10 protein-coding genes are annotated in these 13,290 nt (G+C 65.9%); 7 read left to right on the top strand and 3 right to left on the bottom strand.

Annotated elements, in window-relative coordinates; all coding sequences use genetic code 11:
• Positions 1-173 precede the first annotated feature (173 nt).
• The 4 genes from Q0176_RS01900 (at position 174) to Q0176_RS01885 (ending at position 4,024) form a co-directional block, all read left to right on the top strand.
• Positions 174-1,406 carry a GLUG motif-containing protein gene (locus Q0176_RS01900; RefSeq protein WP_299298647.1) on the top strand — a complete coding sequence of 411 codons (1,233 nt, stop codon included), beginning with the start codon at positions 174-176 and terminating at the stop codon, positions 1,404-1,406.
• Between the two features lie 210 nt (positions 1,407-1,616).
• Positions 1,617-2,615, top strand: coding sequence for a lipoate--protein ligase (locus Q0176_RS01895; protein WP_299298643.1), 999 nt, complete (start codon positions 1,617-1,619; stop codon positions 2,613-2,615).
• Positions 2,616-2,663: 48 nt separating this feature from the next.
• Positions 2,664-3,515: a lipoyl synthase gene (gene lipA, locus Q0176_RS01890; protein WP_299298641.1), complete on the top strand. Its 852-nt coding sequence runs from the start codon at positions 2,664-2,666 to the stop codon at positions 3,513-3,515.
• A gap of 41 nt (positions 3,516-3,556) precedes the next feature.
• A complete protein-coding gene (locus Q0176_RS01885; RefSeq protein ID WP_299298638.1) occupies positions 3,557-4,024 on the top strand; it encodes a hypothetical protein in 468 nt (155 codons plus the stop codon).
• Positions 4,025-4,135: 111 nt separating this feature from the next.
• Here Q0176_RS01885 and Q0176_RS01880 read toward each other — a convergent pair whose 3' ends face one another.
• The 3 genes from Q0176_RS01880 to Q0176_RS01870 are packed head-to-tail and all read right to left on the bottom strand — an operon-like array spanning position 4,136 to position 7,326.
• A complete protein-coding gene (locus Q0176_RS01880) occupies positions 4,136-5,785 on the bottom strand; it encodes a glycosyltransferase family 39 protein (RefSeq protein ID WP_299298635.1) in 1,650 nt (549 codons plus the stop codon).
• A 57-nt stretch (positions 5,786-5,842) separates the two neighbouring features.
• Positions 5,843-6,724 (bottom strand): hypothetical protein, encoded by an 882-nt coding sequence (locus tag Q0176_RS01875; protein WP_299298632.1) that lies wholly within the window; start codon positions 6,722-6,724, stop codon positions 5,843-5,845.
• 50 nt (positions 6,725-6,774) lie between these two features.
• Positions 6,775-7,326 carry an isochorismatase family protein gene (locus Q0176_RS01870; RefSeq protein ID WP_299298628.1) on the bottom strand — a complete coding sequence of 184 codons (552 nt, stop codon included), beginning with the start codon at positions 7,324-7,326 and terminating at the stop codon, positions 6,775-6,777.
• A 187-nt stretch (positions 7,327-7,513) separates the two neighbouring features.
• Between Q0176_RS01870 and proB the strand changes: the two genes are divergently transcribed.
• The 3 genes from proB to Q0176_RS01855 all read left to right on the top strand — a co-directional run.
• Complete coding sequence (gene proB, locus Q0176_RS01865; RefSeq protein ID WP_299298625.1) at positions 7,514-8,629, top strand: glutamate 5-kinase; 1,116 nt, start codon at positions 7,514-7,516, stop codon at positions 8,627-8,629.
• Positions 8,586-9,971: a glutamate-5-semialdehyde dehydrogenase gene (locus Q0176_RS01860; RefSeq protein WP_299298645.1), complete on the top strand. Its 1,386-nt coding sequence runs from the start codon at positions 8,586-8,588 to the stop codon at positions 9,969-9,971. Before proB ends, Q0176_RS01860 begins: the two co-directional genes overlap by 44 nt.
• 493 nt (positions 9,972-10,464) lie before the next feature.
• A partial coding sequence (locus Q0176_RS01855) for an RHS repeat domain-containing protein (protein ID WP_299298622.1) occupies positions 10,465-13,290 on the top strand: 2,826 nt, incomplete at its 3' end.

The raw sequence follows: 13,290 nt of genomic DNA, 5'->3' as shown, positions 1-13,290 counted from the left end.
AATCTTTTGTCAGCACGCACAAACTGAAATATTATATCATTTCGAGAAAAATTTCCTTTCTCATGACAAAAATTTCCTCCCGCATAAGCCATCGCCTGTTTGTGGTGTCATACTGTTTCCATGACAGGCAGAGATGCCAAATCACCCCTGGGAGGTGCTTCCATTTGAAGAATATGAGAAACCGGCGCGGCGCGTTGAACTTCGTCATGCTCTTTCTTCTGGGTATCGTGCTGTTGGCGAACGGAGGCTGCGGAGGGAGCGGAAATGCGGCATCGCTCTTTGCGGGGGGGCGGGGAACGCAGGAGGATCCTTACCGGATCGAGACGGCGGAACAGCTCGCAAAGATCAAGGATTACCGGGATAAAGCCTTCATCCTGGCCTCGGACATCGACCTGTCGTCGTACGGCAACTGGGATCCGATCGGCACATTCAACATGGCGAGCGACGACCCCGAAAAAAGTGAGGCCGCCGAGTCCTCGCTCGCCTTCGTGGGCAGGTTCGACGGCGACGGACACACGATCTCGAATCTGACCGTCAACCGGCCCGAGAGCGTGGGCGTTGGGTTGTTCGGCTTCGTCATGGGTGATGCCGCCTCTCCGTCCATCCGGAACCTGACCGTCCGCAACGCGGACGTCAAAGGCGCCTGCATGGTTGGGGGCGTCGTCGGGGTGATCAACGGCGGGATAACCGGCATCAAGCTGACCGGCGGGAACAGGGTGGAAGGCTACGCGGTCGGCGCCGTTGGCGGCATAGCGGGAATGGGGTACGGCGCCATCGAAAACTGCTCCGCCAACGCCAGCGTAACTTCCAACGGGAAGAACATGCAGGGGCTCGGCCTCATCTGCGGGGGCGGCAAGTGGCTGACCGTCCGCGCCTGCACGGCAGCGGGGAACGTCACGGCAAAGGGATTCGGGGCTTTCTCGGTAGGAGGGCTGGTCGGCTGCATCCAGGAATCGCCGGTCATGGAGAACTGCACCGTCAAGGCGACCATCGATGCCTCGGACGAAAAGAGCTTCATGGTCGGCGGGTTGACGGGGCACGCCGGCAATTACGACAAGAACAACCCCACCCTGATCCGGAACTGCTCTGCCGACGTCGACATCACGGTCTCGCCTTCGTCGAAGCGGGTCGGCGGGCTGATCGGCGGAAACCTCTTCGTGTCGGCGTTCCTGGAGGAGCACCCGGACCCCTCGCTCTATCGCATCACCGGCTGCGCCACGTCCGGGTCCATCAAGGGGAACGCGAGCCAGGTCGGGAGCATCGCCGGATACGGCTACGACTCCTCCGTCACGGACTGCACGAGCACGCTCGTCTGGAGCGGCGGGGCGATCGAACAGGTTGGCCTGATGCACAGCGCGGGGGATACGCCCGATCCCATCGGCAAGGATTATTACGCGGGCGAATGAACGATCGTCAAATGAAAAGGTGAGGCCATGCGTGCCTGATCGCACCGGGAGGCCGGCCGTCCGTTGGGCGGCCGGCCTCCCTCATCGCCGTGCATACCGTCCGGGACGCGGCGGCTCCATCCGCATAGGCGCAGGGCCCTGCACAAGGATGCCCACGGCAGGCCGCGTGGTGTACAATGAAGACAACACGACACCGAGGAGGCGCATCCTTTGCTGCTGATAGAAAATCCATCCACCGACCCCGCGTACAACCACGCCCTCGAGGAGTATCTTCTGAGAAACGTCCGGGAGGACGTCTTCATGGTCTGGCAGAACGTGCCGACGATCCTGATCGGCCGCAACCAGGACGCCCGCTGCGAGTACGACGCCGACTACGCTGAGGAGAAGGGCATCCGGGTGGTGCGCCGGCTCTCGGGCGGGGGCACCATCTACTGCGACCTCAAGAATTTGCAGTACACCCTCATCGCCCCCTTCCGGGACGAGGGGGAGAACCCGTTCCTCAAGTTCGCCGCCCCGGTCGTCGACGCCCTGAGACAGCTCGGGATCGACGCGGAGTTCACGGGCCGGAACGACATCACCGTGGAGGGCAAGAAGGTCTCCGGCAACGCCCAGTTCCGGTTCGAGAACCGGGTGCTGCACCACGGGACGCTCCTGTTCGACGTGGATAGGGAGGCCATCTCCAAGGCCCTGAGGCCCAACCCGATCAAGCTCGTGAACAAGCAGATCCAGTCCGTCGCCAGCCGGATCGGGACGCTTTCCGAATACGTCCGCATGGACGTGAGGGCGTTCATGGAGTACCTGAAAGGCCACTTCATGAAGCACTACGGCATCCGGGAGACCTACGTCCTCCGCGAGGACGAGCTGCGGGAGGTGCTGCGGATCAAGCGGGAGCGCTTCGACTCCCCCTCCTGGAACCTGGGGGTTCGGTATCGTTTCACCCACAGCTACGACGTCCACCACCCCTTCGGCATGATCGGCTATCGTCTCGACGTCGACGCAGGGGTCATCCGGCACGCGGAGATCCTGGGGGACTTCTTCGGGGACCGTGACGTCTTCGAGCTGGCGCAGCGGCTGAAGGGAAACGCCCTGGAACATGGCGCCCTGATTCGATGCCTGGAGGGCGTCCGGGCCGGGGACTACATCCACGGGATGGAGAACGAGGTGCTGATCGGGGACATGATGGCCGCCCGGGCCACGGACGCGGCCTGAGGCCGGAACAAGACCGTCTTAGAAAAGACAACAGGGAGGGATCGGACCATGACAACCGCAAAGACAGCGGTACGCAAGCCCGAGTGGCTGAAGATCAAGATTCAGGGCGGCCGCCCGTTTCAGGAGGTCGAGGAGCTCCTGAGGGGCCTGCACCTGAACACCGTGTGCCAGGAGGCCAACTGCCCGAACCGCATGGAATGCTACGGCAAGAGGACGGCGACCTTCATCATCCTGGGCCGGAACTGCACGCGCAACTGCACCTTCTGCAACGTCAGCCGGGAGCTCCCCGACCCCGTGGACCCGCTGGAGCCGGAGCACGTCGCCAGGGCCGTCCACTCGCTGAAGCTCCGCCACGCCGTCGTCACCTCCGTCACGCGGGACGACCTCCCCGACCAGGGCGCGGGGCAGTTCGCCGCCTGTCTCCGGGAGCTCCGGGCGCTGTGCCCGGACACGACCGTCGAGCTGCTGATCCCGGACATGCAGGGGCGCGAGGACCTGCTGGACATCATCCTGGCGGAGCGTCCGGACGTCCTGAACCACAACGTGGAGACGGTGCCCTCCCTGTACTTCAAGGTCCGCCCCCAGGCGAACTTCGAGCGGTCCCTGGCCGTCCTCCGCTACGCGAAGGAGAAGGGCTTCAAGACGAAATCGGGCATCATGGTCGGGCTCGGCGAGCGGGAGGACGAGGTGATCGACGTCATGAAGCGGCTCAGGGAGGGGGACTGCGACATGCTGACCGTAGGGCAGTACCTCCAGCCGACCTCGCGGCACATCGCGGTGCACGAGTACGTCACCCCCGAGACGTTCGAGTTCTACCGCGTCAAGGCCCTGGAGCTCGGCTTCGCGCGGGTGGCCTCCGGGCCGTTCGTCCGCAGCTCCTACAAGGCCGAGGCGCTGTGATTCCACAGCCCCGAGTTTCCCGATTCGAAGAGGAGGATGACATGAGATCCGGAACGTTCGTTTTGGGACTGGCGCTGGCGCTGGCCCTGGCCGTCCCCGCCCCGGCCTTGTCGACGGCCGGGGATGCGGGCGCCGAACCGTCGGTGCGCGTGCAGGAGGCGGAAGGCGCGCTGGCCGGTTTTCCCGAGCATGACGAGTTCATCGCCGACACGACGGAGCCGCAGGTCAAGGTTCTGTTCTCGACCGGGAAGGACGCAAGGGACTTCAAGGTTCTGGCGCTCACCCTCGAGGACTCGGACGAAAAGATAACGTTTTCGGCCAAAGAGCTGTATGCCCTCGACAAGCTGACGCCGAAACGTCCTTTGGTGGTGGGATTGACGTCCTACGGAACGATCCCCCATTACGGGATCTCCTACGTGGACGAAAACGGCGCGACACGGAGCTTCGCCGTCAGCGAGAGCGGAGAGGACGGCTCGCTTTTCCTGATGGAAATCTCGACGGTCCCCTGAGACGGCATCCGGGGTCCTTTGCCGGGAGAGGCCCGGGCCGACGCTCGAGGGAGCTCGGTCCGGGCCTCTCTCCGGTGCGACGAGGCCGAGATTCTCGGGCCTTCGTGGGCCTCAATACGGCTCCGCCGGCTCGATGTCCACCGACGAGGCGGGCCGCGGGGCGTCGGCGTGCAGAGGGGGCTTTCGGTTGCTCAGCACCATCACCTTTCCCGCGTCGTAAAGCACGTTGACCTCCTGCGGCAGAGGGGCCAGGAGCTGCTGCTCGCTCCCGACCAGCAGAAGGACCCGTTCCTTACCCTCCCAGAGGAGGTGCAGCGCCGTGTCGTTCTCCACCTTCTGCTCCGCGAACCCCGGCATCAGCGGGCTGTTGACCAGGATGGAGTCCTTCAGCGTGTAGAAGAACAGGGAGGGCCGGTTCATGACGTACTGGGCCAGGACGCAGCGATCCACGTTTCCGATGGCCAGCCCCGCCTCCCGCACGGAGGTGTTCTCCGCCAGGAGGTCGAAGACCCCGGCCAGGGGAAGAAGCGCCAGCATCGCCGCGGCGGAGAGGTTGCGCATCATCTTGGACGGCTGCCGCGTCTTGGCGTAATACCAGCTCGCGCCGCCGAACAGGATCAGGAAAACGGCCCAGGGGACGATGGAGAGCAGCGCGGACAATAAAACGGGAAAGGCCCCGAGGGACAGGAAGAGCCCCACGGTGAGGGCGAGCAGCAGGCAGATCAGGTTGAGCGCCACGGCGCCCTGCAGCACGCGGACCCGGTCCTTTTCCAGCCACTCGTCGATGCAGTCCCCGGTCAGCGCCGCCAGGGGCGCGAGGCAGGAGACGAGGGCCAGAGCGTCGCCCATGAACACCCCGAAGAGGAGGAACACCCCGGCCCCGATGAGCAGGAGGAGCCTCGGGCCCTCCGGGTTCAGCAGGTCCTCCCCGCTCCGAGGCCACGAGGCCGCGACCGCGCGCAGAAGGAACCCCGTCCAGGGAAGGCTCCCCGCCGCCAGAACCGGCAGGGCGAAGGAGGCGGAGGGCAGGGCCGCGGGCGTACGGTAGAGCATCAGCGTCAGGGCCATCGGGTTCTCCAGGCGCAGCAGGAGCATGTAGCCCAGCGCCAGCACCGCCGTGACCGCGGCGCCCGGCCTGTAAAGCAGGGGGCGGGTCAGAGCCCCGGGGTCGTCGGTCAGGACCGAGTAGAGGTAAAGGCAGAGCCACGGCAGAAGGATGCCCTCCGGGCCGTGGACGATGAAGGCCAGCGCCGCGGCGGCATGGGCCAGGACGGCGTAGCGCCGGTCGTCCCACGCCCTGACGAACCCCGCCAGGGCGAACGCGACGAGGCAGGCGTAAAGGGCGTGCGGGGCCGCCAGCTGGGAGGCGGCGAACCCCAACAGGGAGGTCCCGCAGATCACGGCCGCCAGACGCGCCCCGCGAACCCGGCCCCGCCGGACCGCCAGGGCCGCCGCGGCCGCCATGCCGAGGCCGGCGAGCGCCGGCCAGAAGCGGACGGAGAACTCGTCCCACCCCAGGATATGCAGGGACAGGGCCTCGAGCCACCAGAACCCCGTGGACTTTCCGAGGTAGGGGGTCCTCCCGATGCCGGGCCGCAGGGAGGACCCCTGAAAGGCGGCGTTCGCCCCGATGGAGGCGTGGATTCCCTCAAGGGGATCCAGGAGCCCATGATCGCCGATGCCCCGGAAGCAGAGGTAGCCCAGGATCAGGGCGATCAATAGAGCGACCCGATGCCGGGAACAGAAGGTCTTCAGGGACACGGTCTCACCCCGTCGAGACGAAAACGCCGATTCCATCCACCCGCACCGTGGAGCAACTTAACGGACATCGTCCGAGAGGGTCTGGAGCAGGTCGCAGCCGACAAGCGTCAGCGCGCACGCCTCCAGGGCGAAGGGAAGCCGCCCCACGTAGACGCCGTCCAGCTTGACGTAGTTCCCCGGCTTGAGCCCGGCCAGCGGCGTCGCCAGGGACGGAGCGTAGAACACGGCCTGGAGGTTGTCCTTGGGAATGAGCGATGGGGACGAGGGGCCGAATTTGAGGACGTAGCCGTAGTCGTTCAGCCGCTCCAGGGTGTTCACGTAGCCGCTGACGACGATGCGCTTGTCCTTCCAGCGCCGGTCGAAGGAGGCCTCCCCCTGCGCGATCTCCCGGGCCAGGACGCTCGCCTCCTGAACCCCCTCCTTCCGGTCCGCTATGCGCTGCTCCACGTCGCGGTAGAGGGGAAGGAACTGCTCGAACCCCTGACCGACAAGGGGGTCGAGCAGCGCAAGGGCGTCGTCCAGGCGGCGCTCCCCCCCGTGGGCGTTGGCGTAGAAAAAGGCCAGGACATAGTCCACATAGGGGTCCTTGCCCTTGGCCTCCTCCAGCTTGGCGCGCCACTCCATGGGCGACCGCCTCTCCCCGCCCACCCCGGAGAGGGAGAAGTTCGCCAGCTGAGCCATGGCCCGGTAGTCCCCCTTGGCCTCGGCCCTGCGGTACCACTCCCCTGCCAGGCCCTCGTCCTGGGAGACCCCCTCGCCGTAGTCGTACATGACCGCGATCGCCGTCATGCAGCGCGGGTCGTCCGAGGCGAGCATCCACTGGTTCAGGGCCTCCGTATAGTCCCCGGCCCGACGGGCCTCCAGCCCCTCCTCATAGCTTCCGTCCGCCCCCAGGGCAAGGAACGGCAGCAGCAGCAGGGCTGCGAATATCCTTTTCATCACGGCGCCTCCCTCATGCGCACATCATTTGCAAGCCCCGTTTGCGGGCCTCATTTGAACAGGGGCAGGAGCGCCTTGAACCCCGGCGCCTTCGAGTTCCCCAACATCTGGTAGATGACCGTCTCCGTCGGCACGACGAGGGCGCCGCATCCCCGCGCCGCGTCCAGGGCCAGGGCGTGATTCGCCGCGTCGCGGCTCCCGCAGGCGTCGGCGACGAGGACGACGCTCCGCCCCCGTCCGATCAGGTCCATCACGGTGGACAGGATGCAGATGTGGGTCTCTATCCCGAACAGGACCGTAACGGGCCGGTCCAGCGCGTCCAGCGCCTCGTCGAAGCCGTCGTGTCCGCAGCAGGAAAAGCTCGTCTTCTCGATGCACGGCGTCCCCGGCGGGAGGAGCGAGGACAGCTGGAGCAGGGTGGGTCCGATGCCCTTGGGGTACTGTTCGGTGACGAGCAGCGGCAGGTTCAGCACCCTCACGGCGGTCAGCAGGCGCACGACGTTCCGCAGCACGGCCTCCCTCCCGGAGATGAGCGGCATCAGGTGTTCCTGGATATCGACCATCAGCAGGGCCGAGTTCTTCGCTTCCATCGGTACGAACATCGAAACACAATCTCCTTCTTCCGTCGTGAAGGACTTTTTCATGCTCGGGGATCTGCGCGGGGTTCCGTTTCCCCCACGTCCTCGGGATCCTTCAACTTTCCGGCGTTTTCATTATACAATAAGGGAAATTCCGGCGTTCGAGGCCGGACGGGGGGCCCGCCGGGCCCCGCTCGGGGAGTGTGGAAAGGTGAAACGTGAAAGCCTGCGCGGCTGCAAGCGCATCGTCGTCAAGGTGGGGACCAGCTCCATCACTTACCCCACGGGAAAGATCAACCTGGAGAAGATGGAGCGGCTGGTCCGGGAGCTCGCCGACCTGCACAACTCGGGGCGCGAGCTGATCCTCGTCAGCTCGGGGGCCGTGGGAGCCGGGGCCGGAAAGCTGGGGCGGACCCCGTCCAGCCTTCCGGAGAAGCAGGCCCTGGCCGCCGTGGGGCAGGGCCTGCTGATGCAGATGTACGAGAAGTTCTTCTCGGAGTACTCCAAGAGCGCGGCCCAGATCCTCCTGACCCGCGACTGCTTTGCGGACCCGAGCCGGTACCTGAACTTCCGCAACACGGTCTTCGCGCTGCTGGACTACGGCGTCATTCCCATCGTCAACGAGAACGACACCGTCGCGGTGGACGAGCTGAAGTTCGGGGACAACGACCGCCTCTCGGCGATGGTCGCCTGCAACTCCGAGGCCAACCTGCTGATCATCCTGTCGGACATCGACGGCCTCTACGACGCCGACCCCCGCAGGAACCCCGACGCGCGCCTGATCCCCGAGGTCGCTGCCATCACGGAGGCGATGGAGGCCAACTCGACGACGAAGGGCAGCTCGATGTCCAGCGGAGGGATGGCCACCAAGCTGGCCGCGGCGCGGATCACGATGTCCAACGGGATCCCGATGGTGATCGCCTCCAGCGACGAGCGCAGCGCGATCCGGCGCATCGCCGGGGGCGAGCCGATCGGGACCTTTTTCGTCCCCGGCCGGGAGGGGTACGCCGCACGCAGGCAGTGGCTGGCCGTCGGCAGCACCCCCAGGGGCGTCCTGCGGGTGGACCCAGGGGCCGAGCGCGCCCTGCTCCATCAGGGCAAAAGCCTCCTGCCCTCGGGCATACGAAGCGTCGAGGGGGATTTCCATCCGGGGGACGTGGTGTCGATCCGCAACGAATCGAACCTGGAGATCGCCAGGGGAATCAGCAACTACGCCGCCGGGGACGCGCGCAGGATCCTGGGCCGGCACTCGGGCGAGATCGCCGCGGTCCTGGGCGTCTGCGATTACGAGGAAGTGGTGCACCGCAACAACCTGGCCCTGGTATAGGGATCGTGCGGAGAAGCCGTCGGCGGAGGTTGAGTTGATGGAGGTCGAAATGAGCATACAGCGGGAATTGGCAGGCATGGGGGAGAGGGCGCGGGCCGCGTCGCGGGTCCTCTCCACGGCGAGGACGGAGGACAAGAACGGGGCGCTCCGCGCCATGGCGGCGGCGATTCGGGCGGACTCCGCCGCGATCCTCGGGGAGAACGCGAAGGACCTCGAGGACGGGCACGCGGCCGGGCTCTCCGCGGCCACCCTGGACCGTCTCGCGCTCGACGAGGCGCGCATCGAGGGCATGGCCTCCGGACTGGAGGAGATCGCCGCGCTCCGGGACCCCATCGGCGAGGTGACGGGGATGTGGACCGTGGAGCAGGGCCTCAGGATCGGCCGGGTCCGCGTCCCCCTGGGCGTGGTGGGCATCATCTACGAGGCCCGTCCCAACGTGACCGCCGACGCGGCGGGGCTCTGCCTCAAGTCGGGCAACGCCGTCATCCTGAGGGGGGGCCGGGAGGCTCTGCGCTCCAACGTCGCCATCGCCCGGAGCCTTCGGTCCGCCGCCGCGGACGCGAAAATGCCGGAGGGAACGGTCCAGCTCGTCTCCGACCCCGGGCACGAGGCCTCCCTTGCCCTGATGCAGCTCCAGGCCCTGGACGTCCTGATCCCCCGCGGGGGCAGGGCCCTGAAGAAGGCGGTGACGGAGAACGCCAGGGTCCCCTACATCATGACGGGGGACGGCAACTGCCACACGTTCGTCGACGCCTCGGCCGACGCCGGCATGGCCCTGTCCATCGCGATCAATGCCAAGACGCAGCGCAGCGCGGTCTGCAACGCCATGGAGACCCTGCTGATCCACCGGGACATCGCGAAGGAGTTCGTCCCCGCGGTCATGGAGGCCCTGGCGGCACGCGGGGTGGAGCTTCGCGGGGACGAGGCCGTGCGGGCCCTCTATCCTCAGGCGAAGCCCGCCACGGAGGAGGACTGGGCGACCGAGTACCACGACAGGATCCTGGCCGTCCGCATCGTGGACGGCATCGAGGAGGCGATGGACCACATCCACCGCTACGGGACGAAGCACAGCGAGGCCATCGTGACGGAGAGCTACGCGAACGCCCAGCGCTTCCTGTCGGGCGTCGACGCGGCGGCCGTCTACGTCAACGCCTCGACGCGCTTCACCGACGGGGGCGTGTTCGGCTTCGGAGCCGAGATGGGCATCAGCACGCAGAAGCTGCACGCGCGCGGCCCCATGGGCGTTGAACAGCTCACGTCCACCAAGTTCGTCGTCTACGGCTCCGGCCAGATCCGGGGCGAAAACCCCGCGCCGACCCGCCAGGCCGGAACGTATCATTAGGGAAACGCCGATTTTATCCATGGAGCACCCCGGCGGTACCCCAGCCTGCCTGTTTTGAGGAAGAAGCTTGCCGGGGCCGCCGCTATCCCCGGAGGGGAGCCTTCCGGCCCGCTCCACATGTTTCAGTATAATTACCTATTGCCACCCCGGACGATTCGTATTTTACTGAGTTTACTCAAGAAAAGTTATGTTCCGAGAACACCATGAAGTTGGATTCGTTGACATACGAGGCTACGCGCCCAACGCGGACCCGATGAACGAACTTCCTCCGAACGCAGGCGCGAAGCGACCTCCAACAGGTCCGTTTCGCGCTTTTTCGTACCCTCGTCCCCTCTTCTCCGGAGGGCTCGAGACCGAAGCCGGAAGCAAAGAAGGAGGTACCGATAGGGAAAACGACGCCTGACGGATCGGTTCCATCGCTTACGAACTTTCCCACCCCCTCGGCTCGACGAACGACAGCCTGCCGAACGACGACGAAAGAAGGAGGCGTTTCATGCGTCACAAGCCCCGAAGATTCACGGCCGCTCTGCTGGTGTTCTGCCTGTTCTTCCAGCTTCTGCCCCTCCCCGCCCTTGCGGGCGGAGGTAGGCGGAGCCTCATCCGAGCCCCCGAGCCGACGGCGGCAGGGGCGCTTCGTGCACCCCTGAAGACGGATGCCTCCTCGCCGCAAGGCGACTCCATTCAACCCATTCCTCCCATCCAGCCCATTCGGACCGCGGCGACTGCAGCCACGGCCGACATCACCGCACCGGCGAACATGGGCGTCGTGACGGCGCCGACGAAGATCGTCGGTACCGCCGCGGCCGACGGCATGACGAAGTACACGCTGGCCTACGCGCCGGTGCAGAAACGCAACGACAACGACCCGGAGTACAAGCCGGTCGAGTACGTCGTGTTCGCGACCGGCACACAGCCCGTCAGCGGCGGCGTGCTGGGCGTGTTCGACCCGACGCTGCTGCCCAACGGATACTACACCGTCCGGCTCACGGTGGAGGCGGGCGGCGACCCGCTGACAAAGGAGATAACGGTCTCCGTGGAGGGGGACCTGAAGGTCGGAAGCTTCTCCATGAGCTTCATCGACATGGACCTCCCGATCCACGGCCTCCCGCTCTCGGTCGTGCGGACCTACGACAGCCGAGAGAAGGACCGGAGCGGCAGGTTCGGGTTCGGCTGGGACATAAAACTCTCGAGGGCCACGCTCTCCGAGAACGGCACGCCGGGCAGGAACTGGAAGATGGAGCGGACCGGCGGCTGGATGAAGACCTACAGGATGGTGGAGGAGAAACCGCACGAGGTCATCATCCACTGGGGTAACGGAAGGACGGACAAGTTCACGCTGAAGCTCGACCCCGTCCAGTCGCTGTATCCCATTCAGTGGCTCAGAGCGTATTACGAGAACACAAACGGAACCAAATCGAAGCTCGAGCCGCTGGGACAGTCGACGGACCTGGTGTATCGGCCGGGCGGAATCTACGATTACGATCTCAACCCCTACAATCCGCAGCGGTACCGCCTGACGGCGGTGGACGGCACCGTCTACGTCCTGAACGACCAGACGGGCCTCGAGAGCGTGACGAGCACGAACGGGGACGTCGTGACGGTCTCCGCCGACAGCGTGATTCACTCGGACGGAAAGTCCATCGTCTTCGAGCGGGACGGCGAGAAGCGGATCACGAAGATCAGCGGCCCGACGGGCCGCAGCGTCGCATACCGCTACGACGGTACGGGCGATCTGGTCTCGGTGACGGATGTTGGGGGCAGCGAGACGACGTTCGGCTACGACGGGTCGCACCTTCTGACGGGCATCACGGACCCGCGCGGGGTGAAGGCGGCGCGCAACGAATACGACGCCGAAGGCCGCCTGATCGCGACGGTGGACGCGAGCGGCCGGCGCATCGCCTATGCGCACAACCTCGACGGCCGCCGGTCGTCGGTGACGGACCGCCTGGGGAACACGACGCTCTACACGTACGACGACCGCGGCAACGTGCTGACGGTGACGGACGGCAACGGGCACACGACGACGCACACCTACGACGCGAACGGCCGCCGGTCGTCCACGACGGACGCGCTGGGGAACACGACACAGTACCGTTACACCCCGGACGGCCGCCTTCTTTCGATGACGAACGCGCTGGGCCTGAAGGTCGAGAACGCGTACACGACCAGGAACGAGCTGCTGACGGTCCACGCCTTCGGGGTAAAGCAGGCGGAGTTCGCCTATGACGGTACCGGCCAGATGACGCGGATAACCGACGCGCTGGGGAACGTGAAGCGGTACGAGTACCAGGACGGCGGCCGCCCGAAGAGCATCACGGACGCCATCGGCACGGTGATGCAGTTCACGTACGACGGTTCCGGCAACGTGTCGTCGACGACGAACGGTGCGGGCGAGACGGCGACGTTCGCGTACGACGCGGACGGCAACGCGCTGTCGAAGACGCTGACGCGCCGCGGGGAGAACGGGGCAGGCAAGACGCTGACGGAGACGTACCAGTACGACGTGTACGGGAACGTGACGAAGACGGTCTACGCGGACGGGACGTTTACCGGGGCGGAGTACGACAGCGTAGGGAACCGTACGGCGGTGACCGATTCGTCGGGTCGTCGGACGACGTTTGAATACGACCTCTTCCGGAACCTGACGAGGGTCAACTACTTTGACGGGACGACGGAGCGGTTCGAGTATGACGCGGAGAACCGCAACGTCAGGGCGACGGACCGATACGGTCAGAGCGTGGCAATGGCGTACGACCACGTGGGGAACCTTGTGAGCAAGACGTATGCGGATGGGACGTCCGAGCGCTTTGTCTACGACGCGAAGGACCGTTTGACGGTGAAGACGGACCGGGGTGGCGGGGTCACGACGTACGCCTACGACGCGATCGACCGGAACACGGCCATCACGGACGCGCTGGGGCAGCGGACGGAGTTTGTGTACGACGACCGCTCTCAGGTGTCGCAGGTGAAGGACCCCTTGGGGAACGTGACCCGCTACGAGTACGACGCGAACGGGAACCGGACGAAGGCGACGCTGGCGAACGGGAGCACGCTGACGAGCGCGTACGACGCGCGGGGGCGTACGAAACAGACGGATCAGAACGGGCACGCGACGTCGTACCGATACGACGGCCAGGACCGCCTGACGGGGGTTGTCGACGCACTGGGGCAGGAGTGGGTCTACCGCTACAACACGGTGGGCGAGCTGACGTCGGTGACGGACCCCGCGGGGAACCGGACGGCGTACGAGTACGACGACCTGGGTCGTCTGGTGAAGATGGTGAACGCGGCGGGTCAGGAGAAGCGGAACGCCTACAAC

This window comes from uncultured Fretibacterium sp. (assembly GCF_938040765.1).
GTDB lineage: Bacteria > Synergistota > Synergistia > Synergistales > Aminobacteriaceae > CAJPSE01.
The sequence above is the reverse complement of the archived record's forward strand: the minus strand, read 5'-3'. Positions and strand labels throughout refer to the sequence as shown.

Excerpts from the sequence above, each read along its gene's own strand:
- Q0176_RS01900 (WP_299298647.1), top strand. The coding sequence starts at position 174 with ATGAGAAACCGGCGCGGCGCGTTGAACTTCGTCATGCTCTTTCTTCTG.
- lipA (WP_299298641.1), top strand. The coding sequence starts at position 2,664 with ATGACAACCGCAAAGACAGCGGTACGCAAGCCCGAGTGGCTGAAGATC.
- Q0176_RS01885 (WP_299298638.1), top strand. The coding sequence starts at position 3,557 with ATGAGATCCGGAACGTTCGTTTTGGGACTGGCGCTGGCGCTGGCCCTG.
- Q0176_RS01875 (WP_299298632.1), bottom strand. The coding sequence starts at position 6,724 with ATGAAAAGGATATTCGCAGCCCTGCTGCTGCTGCCGTTCCTTGCCCTG.
- Q0176_RS01870 (WP_299298628.1), bottom strand. The coding sequence starts at position 7,326 with ATGTTCGTACCGATGGAAGCGAAGAACTCGGCCCTGCTGATGGTCGAT.